Origin of the sequence: Pseudomonas sp. NBRC 111119 (genome assembly GCF_001320125.1) — a bacterium.
GTDB lineage: Bacteria > Pseudomonadota > Gammaproteobacteria > Pseudomonadales > Pseudomonadaceae > Aquipseudomonas > Aquipseudomonas parafulva.
Genome location: NZ_BCAV01000029.1, coordinates 65,888 through 84,617 on the forward strand (window position 1 = coordinate 65,888; position 18,730 = coordinate 84,617).

The following is an 18,730-nucleotide window of genomic DNA, read 5'->3' on the forward strand; positions in this document are numbered from 1 at the left end:
GCGGGGCCCGGCACTGCGGTATCAGTTGGCCGCCGTACCGGTGGTCAGCTTTGGCTGGCGGTACAGGTCGAGCAGTACCTGGTCGAGTACCTGGGAGGCGCCCCACGGTTTAGGGTCGTTCAGGATCGCCGCCACCGCCCAGGTGTGGCCGTTGCTGTCGCGGCTGAAGCCCGCAATGGCCCGTACCGTATTGAGCGTGCCGGTCTTGATGTGGCCTTCGCCGGCCATGGCCGTACGCTTGAGGCGCTTGCGCATGGTGCCATCCATGCCCACCAGTGGCATCGAACTCATGAACTCTGCAGCGTAGGGGCTGTGCCAGGCGGCCTGCAGCATGGCCGCCATTTCCCGTGTGCTGACCCGCTCGGCGCGGGACAGGCCAGAGCCGTTTTCCATCACCAGATGCGGGGCGGTGATCCCTTTCTTGGCCAGCCATTGGCGCACCACACGTTGCGCAGCGCGGGCGTCATCGCCATCGGCATCGGTACGGAACTGCGCGCCCAGGCTCAGGAACAGCTGCTGAGCCATGGTGTTGTTGCTGTATTTGTTGATGTCGCGGATCACTTCCACCAGGTCTGGCGAAAATGCGCGCGCCAGCAGGCGGGCGCTTTTGGGGACGTTTTCGACGCGGTTGCCGCCCTGGATGGTCCCGCCCAGTTCTGCCCAGATGGCGCGCACGGCGCCTGCAGCGTAAGTGGGGTGATCGAGCAGCGACAGGTAGGTTTGCGAGTTGCAGCCGTCGCCCAGTTGGCCGCTGACCGTGACGCTGATGCCGTCGGCCTGGGGTACCGGGTTGTAGCGCACGTCGCCTGCGCAGTTTTTCGACGCCACCGCCTTGACCTGGTTGTCGATGCGGATACTGGCGATGGGCGGCTCCACCGCGATGGTGACCTTGCCGCCATCGTTGCGGGCCACGAACCGCAGCGCCTTGAGGTTGATAAGCAGCGAGTCGGGCTTGACCAGGAACGGCTTGTTCTGATCGCCACCGTCGTCGTTGAACTGCGGCAGGTTAGGTTGCACGAAGTGGCTGCGATCCAGTACCAGGTCGCCGGTGATGGTGCGCACGCCATTGGCACGCAGGTCACGCATCAGCAGCCACAGCTTTTCCATGTTCAACTTCGGGTCACCGCCACCTTTAAGGTACAGGTTGCCGTTGAGCACGCCATTGCTGAGAGGGCCATCCGTGTAGAACTCGGTTTTCCACTGGTACGTGGGGCCGAGCAGCTCAAGGGCTGCATAGGTGGTGACCAGCTTCATGGTCGACGCCGGGTTGACCGACACATCGGCGTTGAACACCGTGGCGGTACCGGGCCCATCCAGCGGCAGCATGACCAGCGACAGGGCATTGTCCTGCAGTTTGTTGGCCTTGAGGGCCTGCTGCACTTTGGCGGGCAGGGTGGTATTGACGGCAGCAGCCTGGCTGGTCAGTGCAAACGGCAGCAGCAAGCCGGCGAGAACGAGGGGGCGAAGCGTTTTGATCATGATAAATGGATACCCTACAACGAGGAGAAAGGGCATTGGGGCGATAAGAAGATGATGGCCCCAGGATTAAAGAATACGCATTATGCCCCAAGCGTTGCCTGGTTGGGTCAGGTTCGATGCACGCTGTATGCAAAGTCGGGTCATATAAACGAGTTGGGGCCGCTTCGCGGCACATCGCCGGCAAGCCAGCCCCTGCAAGGTTCGTGGGGAACCCGTGGGGGCCGGTTTGCCGGCGATGGCTGCAAAGCAGCCCCACATGCACACCTGGATGTTGCTACAGGTCGTGCGCTGCGATCACGTCAGGCAGGGATTATTCTGCCTTGTTGATCGGCTTTTCCGGGTACCAGGCGTCCAGCAGCGGGCTGACTTCGACTTTGGTCAGTTCGCTGCGGCCTTTGAGCCAGGACTCTACGGCGGCACGCTGTTCTTCGCTGACCGAGCCACGTTTGACCGAGCACACCAGGCCGAAATCGTCACCGCCTACATAGTCCAGGCCATTGGCGTCCATGGCTTCTGCCAGGAACGCGTCGAGGAAAGCATCGATTGCCTGGTCATCCAGATCTTCCTTGAATTCCAGGTTCAGCTCGAAGCCCAATTCCTGAAACTCGTCGACACACAGCTTTTTGCGCAGACGACGGGAGCGGTTTGTGGCCATGAAACAATCCTCTTAGGTAATAACGCCGCGCAGTCTATCAGTTAACGCGCTCAGGTGCCTGCCTGCGTACAGGTTTCCAGATCCCGTGCGAGGGCCCGCTCAACCCTTCGCATATGGCGCGCAAGCGCCTGACGCTTGCGCCGCAGTTGCACAGGCGTAATGCCCGGGTGGTCCAGCGCTTCACAGGCTTCCATCAGTTCACAGGCCTCGAGCATGCGTGCAGCGCTCAGCACTTTGTGTGCCTGCGCCGCGATGGCAGGGCCGTCGTGCTCAGGGTCTGCCGCCATCAAGGTGGCAAAGTCGGCCTGCAGGCTTTGCTGCAGCGCTTGCATGAACCGCAGGCGGTCTGCTGGGTCATGGCCCACGACGCCCGTGAGCCCGTCCAGGCGATAGGGCTTGGCGCGTGCTTTTTTTCGGTCAGGCGGCCGGATGCCGGCCAGGCGTTGGCTGAGGGTGCCCAGGCTGATCGGCTTCAGCAGGCAGTCATCCATGCCCGCGCTCAGGCATTTGCGCCGCACCTCCGGTTGCGCGTTGGCGGTGTAGCCAAGGATGGTACAGCGCGCCCGCCCGGTCGTGCGTTCTTCATTGCGTACCGCCGCCGCCAGTTGGTAACCGTTCATGTGGGGCATGTTGCAGTCGAGCACCAGCACGTCGAAGTCGCCTCCACGCCAGGTGGCGAGGCCTTCACGACCATCCCCCGCGCTGGTGTGCTCGATGCCCAGGTACCCCAGCTGCTGTGCCATCAGTTGCAGGTTGGCTGGGTGGTCATCGATCACCAGCACGCGCAAGCCTGGGTCTGGGACCACGAGCGGCTCGCAGACAGGGGCCGGCTGGACTGCTGCGTCAACCCTGTGCAACGGCATCTTCAACCGGACCTGTGTACCCACCCCCTCCAGGCTCTTGATGGCCAGGTCACCGCCCATCATTTCACACAGGTTCCTGCAGATGGTCAGACCCAGGCCCGTCCCGGCGCGGGCCCCCTGGCTGTGAGGGTTGGCCTGCACGAACGGGTTGAACAGCCGCTGGATGTCCTCAGGTGGGATGCCGATGCCACTGTCACGCACTTCCAGGTCCAGCACACTGGCCCCGTCGGCGCCGTCTTGCAGGCTGACACGGATACGTACATGGCCGTGCTCAGTGAATTTGATGGCATTGCTGACCAGGTTGGACAAGACCTGCTTGAAACGAAGTGGATCAAGCAGGGCGTGGCAGCGTGCGCCAGGCTCGATGATCACTTCGAGTGCCAGCCCTTTTTGCCGCGCCTGCCCTTCGAATATACGCCCCACGGACTCGACCAGTGCGGCCAGGTCAACCGCCTCGGGCACCAAGGTCAGGTGGCCGGACTCAATCCGGATGATGTCGAGAATATCGCCAATGAGGCCCAGCAGGTCTTTGGCTGAGTGATAGGCCAGCTCCAGGGCGTTGCGGTCGACGCGGCCTTGATCGGCGCGTTTCACCGCCAGTTCGAGCATGCCGATCACCGCGTTCATGGGTGTGCGGATTTCATGGCTGATGGTGGCCAGGAAGGTGCTTTTGGCACGGTTTGCGTCATCGGCCTGCTGCTTTGCCTGACGCAATTCGTTGACCAACTGGCGACGGTCACTGATGTCGATCCACCCACCAATGATCCCCTGGACCTCGCCGAGGGAGTCGCGGTAGGGGAGAATCCAGTGATAAATGGTGATCTCCCGGTCCTTGATGCGCAGCGGGCGGTCCATGATCATCGGCGAGCCGGCCGCCATGACCTTGCGGTAATCCGCCTGGATCTGCCGAGTCTGCTCGCAGTCGGCGAACAGGCTGTTCTCAAGCTGCTTGCCGATCACCTCTTCGGCGCTGGCCTGGACCGCTTCGAGATAACTGTAGTTACAGCTTTGCAGGCAACCGCTGCGATCGCGCACATACATGGGGTGTGGCGTGCCGTTGAGCAGTGCCCGCATGAACGCCAGCTGATCGTTCAGTGCCCGGTCGGCACGCTGGCACTGGCGAATCTGGCAGCGTAACCGCGCATTCCAGAGCAGCGCGAGCAGCAGGAGCACTGCACTGGCCAGTACCACCGGCACGACCAACCGACGCAACTCCCCGCTGCTGCCTTCGTCCTGCAGGCTGTAGCCGCGCCAGCGGTTGTTGATGACCCCCAGTTCCTCTGGAGAGATGCTCAGCAGTGCCTTGTCCAGAATGGAGATCAACAGTTGCGAAGGGGCGCTGGTCGCCATGGCGAAGCTGGCAGGGTTGCGGCCAACCGTCGTACGGATGACCAGCTCAGGGTTGATTGCCAGTGCATGGTTGGCGTCGATCAGGGTGGTAATGACGGCATCGACGGCGCCACTGTTGAGCAGCGCCATCGAATAGAATGGGCTCTCGGTTTCCACCCAGCCTATTTCCGGGTAATAGCGCGAGAGCATGTCGTCCAGGCCGCTGTACCGGGTGATTGCAATGCGCTTGCCGCGCATCTGGTCCAGTGATACTGGGGCTTGCCTCTGCTTGCGGTTGACCAGCACATAGGTGCTTTCGAGGTAGGCTCGGCTTATCAGCAAGTCGCCTTCAGCCGGGCCGCCGGTTGCTAGCGCAGCAATCACATCGGCGCGGCCATCCTTGATCCTGGAGAGCATGTCGGCGATGCCGCTGGCGCGCTCAACCTCAAAGCGCAGCCCGGTGCGCAGGCTGATCAGTTCGAGCAGGTCGGCGGTGATGCCGCGAAAATGCCCCGACCCATCGAAGTACGACAGTGGGGCAGCGGTGTCATCCACGGTGACACGCATCACGGGGTGGCGCTTCAGCCATTGGGCTTGCGCACTGGTCAGCTGCAGCTTGCGATCGGTGAGCAGCAGGTCGCTGCCAGGGCTCCAGCGCTTGAAAATGCTCGAGCGAATGGCGGCGGGCTGGTTGTCCAGCACAGCGTTGACCAACCCCAGCAGCAGTGCGTCCTGCTGACGCAGCGCGAAACCGAACCCGAGGGCTTCATGCTTGCTGAAGCTCGCCATGCGCAAACGGGGCAGTTGCCCACGGCTGAGTTGGTAGTGGGTAGAAATGGTATCGCCGATAAACACATCGGCCTGGCCGAAGGCCACGGCGTTGAGTGCTTCGCTCGTGGACCCGAATGCCATGAGCTGCGCCTGGGGGTAGGCGCTGAGTACTTCCTTGCGCGGCAGGTAATGGTAGAGCATGGCCAGCCGCATACCCCCCAGCCCTGTGTCCAGTGCGCGCTGCTCGTCTTCACGGGTCACCAGCACGGGTTGGTCGATGGCGTACGCATGGGAGAGCCGCAACCCGTCATAGACGGCGTCGTAACCGTTGGCACTACCCAGTAGATCAATGTCGCCATCTTTCAGGGCTTGCAGGGCCGCTTGGCGGTCCGGGTAGCGCATCACGCGAATCGGCAGCCCGAGTGCGTCGCCGATCAGGCTCGCGTACTCGGCAGTGAGGCCCTGGTAGTCACGGGCGCCGCTGCTGATGTCAAAGGGCGGGTAGTCGGGTGCCGAGGTACCCAGCACCAGTTCATCGCGGCTGAGCAGCCACTGTTGCTGCTCAGGGGTGAATACCGGCTGCGCCGGCTGTGCAGTCGACCGTGCCAGCAGCGTATAGGGCGCCACCTCCCGCTGCTGAGCTTGGGTCAGGGCACCGGGCAGCAGGAGCACGAGCAGCAGACAGCAAGCGAGAAGGCGCACCATGCTGCCCTCAGACCAGTGCGTTGCGCTTGGCCACTTCGATCAGGTCGACCAATGTGTTGACTTGAAGTTTGTGCATCAGGCGCTTTTTATAGGTGCTGACAGTTTTGCTGCTCAGAAACATGCCCTTGGCAATGTCCTTGTTACTGCGCCCCTGGGCGAAGAGTTGCAATACCATCAACTCGCGGTCATTGACGTGACGCAGAAGTTCGAGGTCGTTATCGGCAGTGTGTGGGTGTTTGATCGCCTGGCTGGGGAAATAGTTATAGCCTGCCAGCACGGCCTTGATTGCGCTGAGCAACTCGCCCAGGTCTTCTTGCTTGCACACGTACCCGGCCGCGCCGGAATGCATGCAGCGCACAGCAAACAGTGCAGGTGATTGCGCAGTGAGTACCAGCACTTTCAAGGGCAGTGCCATGGACTGGAAACGCGCCAGCACCTCCAGCCCGTCAAGCTTGGGGATGCTGATGTCGAGAATGACCAGGTCGGGTGTGGTTTCGCGAATCATCTGCATGGCGTCGACGCCGTTGTCCGATTCCCCGACGACCCGGTAATTCTGGTTTTCCAGAAGCATACGAACGGCCAACCGGATGACGGGATGATCGTCGACGATAAATATGGAGTGCATGTTCAACTTCCCTGCGTTCTATGAGGGTGACAGGCGGCACCTTATCGCAGATGGAAGTCGTGGGTAACGTGAGGATTGCCCATTCTTTGTTTATGGGAAACGGCTTACAGGATAAAACAAAAGGGGCTACGTAACAGCCGATTAATTGAGGAAGTCAAAAGGTGTTTGGTAACTTTTCATTGGAATTTATGCTCGATGTTTAATAGTGCGATCAAGTTGTAGGAAGTTTCCTAGCTGGAGCCTGCGGCACGGCCGTGCCACGCCGCAGGGGCCCTGCCTTACGGCGGGCCAGAGCGCCCCGTCATCTCCCGTGCCATTTCGCTTGCGTAGCTGTCCGTCATGCCCGCGATGAAGTCGATCATGCGCAAGAAAGCGCCATACAGCGAGCCGTGAGGGTCGGGGGCATTGCTGCCCAGCAGGTCCAGCACCCGGCGGCTCTTGAAGGAAGGGCTGCGCCCACCATGCTGCTCGAGCGCCGCCCCACAGAAGGCATTGAGCAGAATTTCGAGCGTGGTATAGGCACCGATTTCGTGCAGCGTCTTGCGTTTATCCTGGAATATCTTGTTGCGCGCCATCGCCTTAGCCTGCAGCACGCAGCGTTGGGCTGGGCCATGCATGTGCTCGACCAGATCGCCGGGCAGGCGACCGGCCAGCAGCGCCTGCTGTTGTTCGACAAAGGCGTAGGCTGCGGCGTTGGTCAGGTGCTCGATGGCTTTGCCGCGCAGGATCGCCAGCTTGCGCCGACGGGAGTCATTTGGCCCCAGCTGCCGATAGGTTTCCGGCAGGTCATTGCCCACCAGGTCCAGCAGCAGGGCTTCTACCTCTGCGTATTGCAGCAAGTCCATCTCCAGGCCATCTTCCAGGTCGATCAGCCCGTAGCAGATGTCGTCGGCCGCTTCCATCAGGTAAACCAGCGGGTGGCGTGCCCAGCGTTGGTCCTCAAGCAGTGGCAAACCCAGTTTGCGCGCAATTTGCTCGAGCAAGGGCAGTTCGCTTTGGTAGCTGCCGAATTTATGTTTCTTGTAACCCAGCGCGTCGGCGTGGCGAGCGCTCCATGGGTATTTGAGGTAAGTGCCGAGCGTGGCGTAAGTAAGGCGGGTGCCGCCGTCGAACTGGTGATATTCCAGCTGGGTCAACACCCGGAAGCCCTGGGCGTTACCTTCGAAGTTGAGAAAGTCGGCGCGCTCATCATCGCTCATGTCGTCCAGCCAGCCGCGCCCCGCAGCCTGCTGGAACCAGTGGCGGATAGCATCTTCGCCTGAGTGGCCGAACGGTGGGTTACCGATGTCATGGGCCAGGCAGGCTGACTGCACGATCATCCCCAGGTCGCTGGGGGCACACCAGTCCGGCAGGCTGTTGCGCAAGGTTTCGCCCACGCGCATGCCCAGTGAGCGGCCCACGCAACTGACTTCCAGCGAGTGGGTAAGGCGCGTGTGGATATGATCGTTGCTGGTGACCGGATGAACCTGGGTTTTGCGCCCCAAGCGGCGGAATGCGCCAGAGAAGATGATGCGATCGTGGTCTTTGTGGAAGGGGCTTCGGCCAAGTTCATCGGCACTGTACTGGGCTTTGCCCAGGCGTTCGCGGGTGAGCAGGGTATGCCAGTCCAAGGCGCGGTCTCCTGTGAGTCCAAAGGCCAAGCATACGCGCTGCCGGCGGCCGTGCAAGGCCGCAGGCTTGGGGGATGTGCGTATGCCGGGCCTTCAGGCGCGGCGATTGCCCTGAAGGTAAAGGCGCACCAACGGCAACAAGCTGGTGCCCAGGCGTACAAGGCGTGGCAGGCTGCCGCTGCGAACACCCTTGCCGGTCAGAAAGCCCAGCGCGACGACTGCGCCGATCCCCCACAAGGGTGCATGCTTGATGCCAAGGCCTGCCTGCAGTGAGCCGCCCATGCCGCGCATGCGCCGTACCGGCTCAAGCAGTTGGCCGGTTTCGTGGCGAATTTCCTGGCGGTTCATCTCCATGCGCAAGCGCAACAACGCTTTACGCAATTCTTTTGGGTTTCGCGAGGTGGGCAGTTCTGGCAGGTTCATGGCAGAAGGCGCTCCCTGTCCTTGGCAAGTTCTTCGAGAGTGGCATGGAAGGGCGACGATTCATCGAACACCGCGGCCTTCAGGCGCAGGCCGCAGTAGACCGCTGCCAAGCCGTAAAATACGCACAGGCCAATGATGCCGGCCAGGCGATAACTGTCCCACAGCAATACCAGTAGCAGGCCGGAGAGGGCCGTCAGCAGCAACAATGCAAACACCAAAGCCAGGCCTGCGAACAGCAACAGGCGCAATGTACGGCCTTTCTGCTCTTGCAATTCAATGCCGAGCAGTTCGATGTGGTTATGCAAAAGCCCGAGGATGGCGGCACCCAGGCGCCGACCTGCGGCGCCGGCACCTACAGCATCATTGTCCATGTAAACCCCTTAACGCCGGTTGGCCAGCAAACCGATCAACAGGCCCACACCAGCGGCGATGCCGATAGCGTGCCAAGGCTTTTCCTGAACATACAGTTCGGCCGTGCCGAGCGCGGCTTCACCACGCTCACGCACCGACTCCTGTGTCTCGTGCAGGGTTTCGCGGGCCTGGGCCAGACGCTCATGGATCTGCTCGCGCAATTCGTCAGCCTGGTCGCCTGCCAGGTTGGCAGTGTCGGCCAGCAACTTTTCCGTGTCGCGCACCAAGGCCTGGAAGTCAGCCATCAGTACTTCTTGTGCATGCTTTGCCGATTTGCTGGCCATGTGTCTCTCCCTGTCAAACAATGATGGTACTTCGAGTGATGGCACACCCGAAGGTTCAAGTGCGTCAGCTGGTATGACCTTTGCTATGGGTTTGCCTGAGGGCTGCGTCGCCATGGTGCGCTGCAAGCCCTGTTTGCGCCGATCAGGGGCGCCCATCCGAGGCCCTGGCGCTAAACCCTAACCCAATTCGCCTTGACGGCCATGAGCGACTTCGCAGCGCGGGTCCATTTTCTTGAGTGGACCACACCGGCATCGTGTTGGTGCATGCCTGCGACCCCATGAGCTGTCCTGGTGCTTTTTCGCAGGTCTGCCAAACCCCATGGAAAATCCGCTCAGCGCGATGGACTCACTGGTCCACGGTTCCAACACCCTGTTCATTCTGATGGGGGCCATTCTGGTGCTGGCCATGCACGCCGGCTTCGCGTTTCTTGAAGTGGGCACGGTGCGTTACAAGAACCAGGTCAACGCATTGTCAAAGATCCTCAGCGACTTCGCCGTTTCGGCGCTGGTGTACTTCTTCATCGGTTACTGGATAGCCTACGGCGTGGGTTTTTTCCAGCCGGCTGCCGCGCTCGCCGCTGACCAGGGGTATGCGCTGGTCAAGTGTTTCTTCCTGCTGACCTTTGCTGCTGCGATCCCTGCAATTATTTCGGGCGGTATCGCTGAGCGGGCACGGTTTGTACCGCAGTTGTGCGCCACGGCAGTGATCGTGGCATTCGTCTACCCGTTCTTCGAAGGCATGGTCTGGAATGGCAACCTGGGTGTACAAGCTTGGCTGCAGGCCCGGTTTGCTGCACCGTTTCACGATTTCGCCGGCTCCATCGTGGTGCATGCCATGGGCGGCTGGCTGGCACTGGCCGCAGTCGTGCTGTTGGGGCCACGCCGTGGGCGTTATCGGGACGGCCGCCTGGTGGCATTTGCGCCTTCCAGCATACCGTTCCTGGCGCTGGGCTCGTGGATTCTGATCATCGGCTGGTTCGGCTTCAATGTGATGAGCGCTCAGACGCTGCAGGGGGTCAGCGGGCTGGTGGCGATCAACTCGCTGATGGCCATGGTGGGTGGCACCTTGTCGGCACTGCTGGCCGGGCGCAATGACCCAGGGTTCTTGCATAACGGACCGCTGGCGGGGCTGGTTGCCATCTGTGCGGGTTCTGACGTGATGCACCCGGCCGGCGCACTGGCGACTGGCCTGGTGGCCGGTGTGCTGTTCGTCTGGACCTTCACCGCCGCGCAGAACCGCTGGAAGATCGATGACGTACTGGGCGTGTGGCCCTTGCACGGCCTGTGTGGGGTCTGGGGTGGGGTGGCGTGTGGCATCTTCGGCCAGACCGCGTTGGGTGGTTTGGGCGGTGTCAGCCTGTGGAGCCAGCTGTTGGGTACCCTGGCCGGGGTGGTGGTGGCGCTGGCCGGTGGGTTTGCGGTGTATGGCACGGTGCGCGCCGTGCTTGGCTTGCGCTTGAGCCACGAGCAGGAATTCGAGGGGGCTGACCTGTCGCTGCACCGCATCGGCGCCACTACCCAGGATTGATCAGGTTTGGGTGCAGGGGCAGCGTTAACGGCCTAGAATAGCGTTCTGCACATGCAACGGAGCCTGCCCCATGCTGCCTGAATGCCAATTGTTCGGCACCCTTGGCTGCCACCTGTGCGAGGTGGCGGAGGCTGTGCTGATGCCTTTCGTCGACCATGGCCTGTTGGTCGAATTGGTGGACATTGCCGACAACGAGGCGCTGTTCGAGCGCTACGGGCTGGTCATCCCGGTGTTGCGCCGCTGCGACAACGGGGGTGAGTTGCACTGGCCATTCGATGCCGAACAGGTCGTGGCTTTCCTGGAGCAATGAGGCCTCTGGAGGATCCCTGACCCTGCTCCAAGTGGGCGGTGATAGGTGAATGCTTGGCCGGCGGCACACGGGTGCCGACCTGGTCAACCTTCATCGGAATCGCCTGTCATGCTGCTTACCCCGCACTTCACCCTAAGGGAAATGATCGTGTCCCAGCTAGCCGCCCGGGACGGGTTCGACAACACCCCGCCAGGCCCTGTGGTCGACAACCTCAAGCTGCTGTGCAACACCCTCGAGCAGGTGCGCGCCCTGTTCGACGCCCCCATCATCATTAGCAGTGGCTACCGCAGCGAGCGCCTTAACACGCTGATTGGTGGCTCCGCCAAAAGCCAGCATGTGCAGGGGCTGGCGGCCGATTTCACGGTCATCGAGGTATGCCCGCGCGAAACAGTACAGCGCATCTGCGACAGCCCCATTGGGTTCGACCAGCTGATTCTGGAGTTCGACAAGTGGGTGCACCTGTCAGTCAGCCGTGGTGCGCCAAGGCGGCAGGTGTTGACCATACGCAAAGGCAGCGGTTACCTGCCCGGCCTGCAATAGGGTGCATTGACGACCACGGAGGGATGTTCGTATGCTGTATATAAATACAGTGTCGAGGTGAATCCATGCTCAATGTCGAGCAATTGAAGTACAGCGTCAACCGCATGCCTGTCGAGCGGGTGGCCGACGCTGTCCTGGAGCTGCGCCTCGAAGGGCTGGTGACCGACAACCTCACGCCTTTTGGCAAAGTGCATTTCAATACCTGTTTTGCCGAGATCGAGGCCTTGTTCCAGCGTGCGGGGTACCACCGTGGCCTCGATGTGGTGGGTTATGAGGGGCTGCTGTACGCCCTTTACGACCCGGGGCGCTGGGAGCCCGTGCAGGTGTTGCGGTGGTTGAAGGCCCGCAGCGAGGCGTTGGCACAGGCTGGCTGACAGCGCAGGCATGGGGGATAATGCGCGGCCTTACCCGCTTCGAGCCACGCCATGACCACGCCCTTCGACCCCGCCCAGCAGCAAGCCAGCACGGTGTGCTTGCCACCGGGGGGCTGGGCAACCGTACTCGACTGCTTGTGCGATCACTTCAAAGCCATCGACCGTAGCCAGTGGCTCGACCGTTTTGCCCGTGGCCGGGTGCTGGATGCGCAGGGGCGGCCGGTAGCGGCCAGCCTGCCGTACAAGCGGGGCATGCGCCTGCATTATTTTCGCGAGGTGCCCAATGAGCGGGTCATTCCTGCCCAGGAAGTGGTGCTGCATGCTGACGAACACCTTGTGGTGGCCGACAAACCGCATTTTCTGCCCGTGACGCCTGGCGGCGAATACGTGGAGCAAACGCTGCTGCGCCGCTTGATCCGCCGCCTCGACAACCCGAACCTGGTCCCGTTGCACCGGATAGACCGCCATACTGCGGGCCTGGTGCTGTTTTCTGCCAACCCGAACTCCCGCAGCGCCTACCAGCGGCTGTTCCCTGAGCGGCGTATCGAAAAACGCTATCAGGCCATTGCCGCCGCCATGCCGCAGCACAGCTTTCCGCTGGTGCATAAAAGCCGTCTGGAGCACGGTGAGCCGTTTTTCCGCATGCATGAGGTGGACGGGCAGGCCAACAGCGAAACCGTGGCTGAGGTGCTGGAAAAGAATGGCGGGCTATGGCGCTACGGCCTGTCCCCGGTAACTGGCAAGACCCACCAACTGCGGGTTCACATGGCCGCGTTGGGGGCAGGTATCAGCAACGATCCTTTCTACCCCCACCTGCGCACTGTCGAAGATGATTACCAGCAACCGCTGAAGCTATTGGCTCAGAGCTTGCGTTTTGTCGACCCGCTTTCTGGCGAGGAACGCTATTTCCAGAGCCGCCTGCAACTCGACTGGTAACGCCTGCAGGGGCGCCCGATAACGGGCGCCTGGGGTACCGGAATCAGCGGTTGAACCGCTCCACCAGCGAATACTGGCTGCCGGCAGTCGTGTTCAGCTCCTCGCTCAACAGCGCCGAATGCTGCGCCTGCTCGGCCGTTTGGTCAGCCAGGTCGGCAATGGTGCTGATGTTGCGGCTGATCTCGTCAGCAACGGCAGTCTGTTCTTCAGTTGCGGCAGCAATCTGGGTGGCCATGTCGGTGATATTGGCCACTGCCTCACTGATGCCCACCAGCGCCTCGTCGGCCTGCATCACCCGATCCACCCCCTCCTGCGCCTGACGGTGGCCGCTTTCCATGGTGGTGACGGCATTGCTGGCGGTCTGTTGCAGCTTGGCGATCAGGCTGTGGATCTGCCCAGTGGACTCGGCGGTACGCTGGGCCAACTGGCGCACCTCATCGGCGACCACCGCGAAACCACGCCCCATCTCACCCGCGCGCGCTGCCTCGATGGCTGCGTTGAGGGCCAGCAGGTTGGTCTGGTCGGCAATGCCTTTGATCACATCCACCACGCCGCCGATCTCGTCGCTGTCCTTGGCCAGCTGGGTCACGGTCTGCCCAGTTTCGCCAACTGCCGCCGACAGGCGCTCGATGGCTTCACGGGTTTCACCCGCAATCTGGCGACCCTGGCCAGTAAGGCGGTTGGCCTCCTGGGTGGCATCGGCGGTGCGTTGCACGTGGTTGGCCACTTCCTGGGTAGTGGCGGCCATCTGGTTGACGGCGGCAGCAACCTGCTCGGTTTCCACCCGCTGGCGTTCCAGCCCCGAAGAGCTCTTGTGTGCCAGCACATCGGATTGACGCGCCTGGTCGCTCAAGTGCTCGGCGGTATCCTGCAGGCGTGTCAGGCAGGTTTTCATGCGTGCGTCCTGGCTCAGCATGGCCATTTCCAGGCGTGCCTGCACCCCGCGGCTGTCGGTGTACATTTGCGCGATCAGCGGGTCGGACGTGGTCTGTTCAGCTAGGCGCAGCAGGCGCTTGAGCCCGCGCTGCTGCCAGGTCAGGCCCAGCAGGCCCAAGGGCACGGAAAGCGCCGCGGCCAACGCGAAGCCCCAGGAGTGTCCCAGCCATATGCCAATCAGGAAGCCGATCTGGCTGATCAGAATGAACGGCAGCCAGTCCTGCAGCACCGGCAGCCAGCGGTCGCGGCGCGGGACCGCGGGTTTGCCCTGGTTGATGCGCTGGTACAACGCCTCGGCGCGGCGGATCTGCTCAGCGGTCGGCTTGACCCTGACCGATTCGAAACCGACGACCTGGTTGTTTTCGAAAACCGGTGTGACATAGGCATTGACCCAGTAATGGTCGCCGGTCTTGCAGCGGTTCTTGACGATACCCATCCAGGGCTGGCCCTGCTTGAGGGTTTGCCACATGTGGGCAAAGACGGCGGGCGGCACGTCGGGGTGACGGACCAGGTTATGCGGCGCACCCATCAGCTCATCGCGGGTAAAACCGCTGATTTCGATGAACGCATCGTTGCAGTAGGTAATAACGCCTTTGGCATTGGTGGTGGAGATCAACCGCTGCTTGGCAGGGAAAGTCCGTTCTCTCTGGGTAATCGGCTGGTTGTTACGCATGGCTTGGATGTCCGCGGGGCTTTGGAGGGCTATCGGCACGCCGCGTGTTTTGTTGAGGGAATATTTGCAGGGACCCAAGGCAATACGCCAGTGACGAACTTGAATTACCAAACGTGAAAGTTCGCAGCTGATAGCCGCAATAACGCGCTTTTTATTGCGTTTAAGTGACGGCGCGATGAACTATTCATTGCGCGGATAGTAGGGGCAGCTGCGCGCAGGGCGCAGGTGCCCCATTGCCTTTACGCCGCTATCAGTTGGCGCAACACATAATGCAGGATGCCGCCGGCCTTGAAGTATTCCACTTCATTGAGGGTGTCGATGCGGCACAACACCTCGATGTCCAGCTGTTGCCCATCCTCGCGGGTGATGCGCAGTGGCAAGCTCATGCCGGGGTGAATGTGCACGCCTTCAAGGCCGGTTAGCTCGATCTGCTCCCTGCCGGTGAGGCCCAGCTGCTTGCGGTCGTGCCCAGCCTTGAACTGCAGGGGGAGCACGCCCATGCCGACCAGGTTCGAGCGGTGGATACGCTCGAAGCTCTCGGCAAGCACAGCCTTGACCCCCAGCAGGTTGGTGCCCTTGGCCGCCCAGTCGCGGCTGGAACCAGTGCCGTACTCCTGGCCGGCAATCACCACCAGCGGTGTGCCGTCCTGTTGGTAACGCATGGCGGCATCATAGATGGATAGTTTCTCACCCGTGGGTACGTGCAAGGTGTTACCACCTTCCTCGCCGCCGAGCATTTCATTGCGGATGCGAATATTGGCAAAGGTGCCCCGCATCATCACTTCGTGGTTGCCGCGGCGCGATCCGTAGGAGTTGAAATCCCTGGGCTCCACACCTTTGTCACGCAAATAACGCCCTGCTGGGCTGTCGGCCTTGATGTTGCCCGCGGGCGAGATGTGGTCGGTGGTGACCGAGTCGCCCAACAGCGCCAGTATGCGTGCGCCACGGATGTCGGTGATCTGCGGGGCGGGGCCCTCGATCCCCTCGAAGAAGGGCGGGTGCTGAATGTAGGTGGAGTCGTCTTGCCACACATAGGTCGCAGCCTGCGGCACTTCGATGGCCTGCCACTGTGCATCGCCGGCAAACACCTCGGCGTACTCCTTGTGGAACATCGCGGTATCGACCTTGGCTACCGCAGCAGCCACTTCCTGCTGGGTGGGCCAGATGTCCTTCAGGTAGACAGGCTGGCCATGCTTGTCGGTGCCCAGCGGGTCCTTGGTCAGGTCCACACGCACACTGCCTGCCAGGGCATAGGCCACCACCAGGGGCGGGGAGGCCAGCCAGTTGGTCTTGACCAGTGGGTGCACCCTGCCTTCGAAGTTGCGGTTGCCCGACAGCACCGAGGCGACGGTCAGGTCGGCGTTGGCAATGGCTTTTTCAATCGGCTCGTCCAGCGGCCCGGAGTTACCGATGCAGGTGGTGCAGCCATAGCCCACCAGGTCGAAGCCCAGTTCGTCGAGGTAGGGCGTAAGCCCGGCCGCGTGGAAGTACTCCGTGACCACCTTCGAACCAGGGGCCAGCGAGCTCTTGACCCACGGCTTGCGTTGCAGGCCTTTTTCCAGGGCCTTTTTGGCAACCAGGCCTGCCGCCATCATGACGCTGGGGTTGGACGTGTTGGTACACGAGGTGATGGCCGCAATGACCACCGCGCCGTCGCGTAGCGTGTGGGTCTGCCCCTGGTGGCTGTAGTCGATTTCACCGGCTTGGTCAGCATTGCCAACGGCCACGCCGCCGCCGCCCTCACTCTCCAGCCGCCCGACTTCGCGAGCAAGCGGTTTGGGCTGCAGTTCGATGAAGTGGTCGAAGGCCTGGCTGACCTGGCCCAGTGCTACCCGATCCTGCGGGCGCTTGGGCCCTGCCAGGCTGGATTCCACATCGTGCATGTCCAAGGCCAACGTGTCGCTGAACAACGGTTCCTGACCCGGTAGGCGCCACAGCCCCTGGGCCTTGCAGTAATGCTCCACCAGTTCCACGGTGGCAGCCGGCCGGCCCGACAGCCTCAGGTAGTCCAGGGTTACATCATCCACCGGGAAGAAACCGCACGTGGCGCCGTATTCCGGTGCCATGTTGGCGATGGTTGCACGGTCGGCCAGGGGCAACTCGGCCAGGCCGTCGCCGTAGAATTCGACGAACTTGCCCACCACGCCTTTCTTGCGCAGCATTTGTGTCACCGTCAGCACCAGGTCGGTGGCGGTGATGCCTTCGCGCAGCTTGCCGGTCAGCTTGAAGCCAATCACCTGCGGTATCAGCATCGATACCGGCTGGCCTAGCATCGCCGCTTCCGCTTCGATGCCGCCCACACCCCAGCCCAGCACGCCCAGGCCATTGATCATGGTGGTGTGCGAGTCAGTGCCCACCAGCGTGTCGGGGAACGCGTAGGTACGGCCGTCCGCCTCGCGGGTCCACACCGTACGGCCCAGGTATTCAAGGTTGACCTGATGGCATATGCCGGTGCCCGGTGGTACCACGCTGAAGTTGTCGAAGGCACTTTGGCCCCAGCGCAGGAATGCGTAGCGCTCGCCGTTGCGCTGCATTTCGATGTCGACGTTTTCGCCAAAGGCCTGTGCAGTGCCGTAGTGGTCGACCATCACCGAGTGGTCAATAACCAGGTCCACTGGCGACAGCGGGTTGATGCGTTGCGGGTCACCGCCGGCCTTGGCCATGGCCGCGCGCATCGCGGCTAGGTCGACCACTGCAGGGACGCCGGTAAAGTCCTGCATCAGCACGCGCGCAGGGCGATACTGGATCTCGCGGTCCGAGCGGCGCTCGGTCAGCCACTGGGCCAGCGCTTGCAGGTCGTCGCGGGTGACGGTTTTGCCGTCCTCCCAGCGCAGCAGGTTTTCCAGCAGCACTTTCAGCGACATGGGCAGGCGCTGCAGGTCACCCAACTGGCGGGCGGCCTCGGTAAGGCTGAAATAGTGGTAGGTCTGGTTGCCGACTTGTAGCGGCTTGAGGGTTTTCAGGCTATCGAGCGAGGGCATTGCCAACTCCTTCTGCGCCGGTGCCAGGCAACGATTGAAGGAGTTGCCGGTAGCACCGCTGTGTACCAGCCCGCACGGCACGGGCCTGGCTGAATGGTCAGGTTAGTCCGGTTTGCGTTACCTGACCCTTTTCTGGACCGGCGGGGCATGTCGCAGGTTCCGAACTTCCTTTATCATCGCGGCCCTGCCGGCGCCTTGGGTGCGCCAGCCGTCGTGGAGTGAGAGATGAATACCCTGTTCATGCATTGCCGGCCCGGTTTCGAGGGCGAGGTGTGCGCCGAGATCAGCGAACATGCTGCCCGGGTGGGCATTGCCGGTTACGCCAAGGGCAAGGCGCATGGCGCCTGCGCCGAGTTCGTCTGTAGCGAGGCGGGCGCTGCCGAGCGGCTGATGGGCGCGCTGCGCTTCAGCCAACTGATCTTTGCGCGGCAGTGGGCATGTGGTGGGTACATCGAGTTGCCGGAAACCGACCGCATCAGTGTGCTGCTGGATCAACTGGCGGGCCAGCCGGTGTTCGGCAGCCTTTGGCTGGAAGTGCTGGACAGCAATGACGGCAAGGAACTGTCCACGTTCTGCCGCAAGTTCGAGGCGCCGTTGCGCAAGGCGCTGGAGAAGGCTGGGCGGCTGGTCGAGGACACCACACGCCCGCGCTTGCTGCTGACCTTCATCAGCGGCCGACGGGTGTTTGCCGGGAGTGCACCGCCTGCCAACAGCGCGCTTTGGCCAATGGGCATCCCACGCCTGAAATTCCCCCGCGAGGCGCCCAGCCGTTCGACGTTGAAGCTGGAAGAAGCCTGGCACCAGTTCATCCCGCGGGACCAGTGGGAGCAACGCCTGGGCGACGACATGACGGGGGTGGACCTGGGTGCTTCGCCTGGCGGCTGGACGTATCAACTGGTGCGACGGGGCATGCTGGTCACGGCCATCGATAACGGGCCTATGGCAGAAAGCCTCATGGACACGGGGTTGGTACAGCATTTGATGGCCGATGGTTTCACCTGGCGGCCGAAGCAGGCGGTGGACTGGATGGTGTGTGACATCGTCGAGAAACCGGCGCGGACCACTTCGTTGATCGAGACGTGGTTAGGGGAAGGGCTGTGTCGGGAGGCGGTAGTCAACCTCAAGTTGCCGATGAAACAGCGGTATGCAGAGGTGCGGCGGTTGCTGGATCGGATGGAGGCGACGTTCAAGGCGAGCAAGGTGAGGGTGTCGATTGCTTGCAAGCAGCTTTACCATGACCGTGAGGAGGTGACCTGTCACTTGCGCCGGTTGGATCTGAAACCGCGCCGGTGATGGC

Annotated in this window: 16 protein-coding genes; 6 read left to right on the forward strand and 10 right to left on the reverse strand. The window is 62.1% G+C overall.

All coding sequences use genetic code 11. The features are described 5' to 3' along the window. Positions 1-21 precede the first annotated feature (21 nt). The 8 genes from dacB to APH25_RS12515 form a co-directional block, all read right to left on the reverse strand. On the reverse strand, positions 22-1,479 hold the full coding sequence (gene dacB / locus APH25_RS12480) for a D-alanyl-D-alanine carboxypeptidase/D-alanyl-D-alanine-endopeptidase (RefSeq protein WP_028632429.1): 1,458 nt from the start codon (positions 1,477-1,479) through the stop codon (positions 22-24). Between the two features lie 310 nt (positions 1,480-1,789). Next, the gene (locus tag APH25_RS12485; RefSeq protein WP_028632430.1) at positions 1,790-2,134 is read right to left on the reverse strand and encodes a YggL family protein; all 345 of its coding nucleotides are present in this window, start codon (positions 2,132-2,134) and stop codon (positions 1,790-1,792) included. Positions 2,135-2,184: 50 nt separating this feature from the next. Further along, positions 2,185-5,802: an ATP-binding protein gene (locus tag APH25_RS12490; protein WP_060482155.1), complete on the reverse strand. Its 3,618-nt coding sequence runs from the start codon at positions 5,800-5,802 to the stop codon at positions 2,185-2,187. A gap of 7 nt (positions 5,803-5,809) precedes the next feature. After that, positions 5,810-6,427: a response regulator transcription factor gene (locus APH25_RS12495; RefSeq protein ID WP_060482156.1), complete on the reverse strand. Its 618-nt coding sequence runs from the start codon at positions 6,425-6,427 to the stop codon at positions 5,810-5,812. A gap of 278 nt (positions 6,428-6,705) precedes the next feature. Continuing rightward, positions 6,706-8,037 carry a deoxyguanosinetriphosphate triphosphohydrolase gene (locus tag APH25_RS12500; RefSeq protein ID WP_060482157.1) on the reverse strand — a complete coding sequence of 444 codons (1,332 nt, stop codon included), beginning with the start codon at positions 8,035-8,037 and terminating at the stop codon, positions 6,706-6,708. Positions 8,038-8,130: 93 nt separating this feature from the next. Then, a complete protein-coding gene (locus tag APH25_RS12505; protein WP_028632442.1) occupies positions 8,131-8,460 on the reverse strand; it encodes a hypothetical protein in 330 nt (109 codons plus the stop codon). Then, a complete protein-coding gene (locus tag APH25_RS12510; RefSeq protein WP_028632443.1) occupies positions 8,457-8,831 on the reverse strand; it encodes a phage holin family protein in 375 nt (124 codons plus the stop codon). Before APH25_RS12510 ends, APH25_RS12505 begins: the two co-directional genes overlap by 4 nt. Before the next feature lie 9 nt (positions 8,832-8,840). Then, positions 8,841-9,155, reverse strand: coding sequence for a YqjD family protein (locus tag APH25_RS12515; protein WP_028632444.1), 315 nt, complete (start codon positions 9,153-9,155; stop codon positions 8,841-8,843). 319 nt (positions 9,156-9,474) lie between these two features. Between APH25_RS12515 and APH25_RS12520 the strand changes: the two genes are divergently transcribed. The 5 genes from APH25_RS12520 (at position 9,475) to APH25_RS12540 (ending at position 12,843) form a co-directional block, all read left to right on the forward strand. After that, complete coding sequence (locus APH25_RS12520) at positions 9,475-10,683, forward strand: ammonium transporter (protein WP_060482158.1); 1,209 nt, start codon at positions 9,475-9,477, stop codon at positions 10,681-10,683. Positions 10,684-10,753: 70 nt separating this feature from the next. Further along, positions 10,754-10,993: a glutaredoxin family protein gene (locus tag APH25_RS12525; protein ID WP_060482159.1), complete on the forward strand. Its 240-nt coding sequence runs from the start codon at positions 10,754-10,756 to the stop codon at positions 10,991-10,993. Between the two features lie 108 nt (positions 10,994-11,101). Beyond that, positions 11,102-11,533, forward strand: a complete 432-nt coding sequence (locus APH25_RS12530; protein WP_060482160.1) for a D-Ala-D-Ala carboxypeptidase family metallohydrolase — start codon at positions 11,102-11,104, stop codon at positions 11,531-11,533. 65 nt (positions 11,534-11,598) lie between these two features. Then, positions 11,599-11,907, forward strand: coding sequence for a hypothetical protein (locus tag APH25_RS12535; RefSeq protein ID WP_060482161.1), 309 nt, complete (start codon positions 11,599-11,601; stop codon positions 11,905-11,907). Between the two features lie 51 nt (positions 11,908-11,958). Beyond that, positions 11,959-12,843 (forward strand): pseudouridine synthase, encoded by an 885-nt coding sequence (locus APH25_RS12540; protein WP_060482162.1) that lies wholly within the window; start codon positions 11,959-11,961, stop codon positions 12,841-12,843. Positions 12,844-12,886: 43 nt separating this feature from the next. Here APH25_RS12540 and APH25_RS12545 read toward each other — a convergent pair whose 3' ends face one another. Further along, positions 12,887-14,452 carry a PAS domain-containing methyl-accepting chemotaxis protein gene (locus APH25_RS12545; RefSeq protein WP_060482163.1) on the reverse strand — a complete coding sequence of 522 codons (1,566 nt, stop codon included), beginning with the start codon at positions 14,450-14,452 and terminating at the stop codon, positions 12,887-12,889. A 239-nt stretch (positions 14,453-14,691) separates the two neighbouring features. Continuing rightward, positions 14,692-17,433: an aconitate hydratase AcnA gene (acnA, locus tag APH25_RS12550; RefSeq protein ID WP_060482164.1), complete on the reverse strand. Its 2,742-nt coding sequence runs from the start codon at positions 17,431-17,433 to the stop codon at positions 14,692-14,694. Positions 17,434-17,658: 225 nt separating this feature from the next. Here acnA and rlmM point away from each other — a divergent pair, with 225 nt between their 5' ends. After that, entirely contained in the window at positions 17,659-18,726 is a 1,068-nt protein-coding gene (gene rlmM / locus APH25_RS12555) for a 23S rRNA (cytidine(2498)-2'-O)-methyltransferase RlmM (protein ID WP_060482165.1), read from the forward strand. Positions 18,727-18,730: the final 4 nt, after the last annotated feature.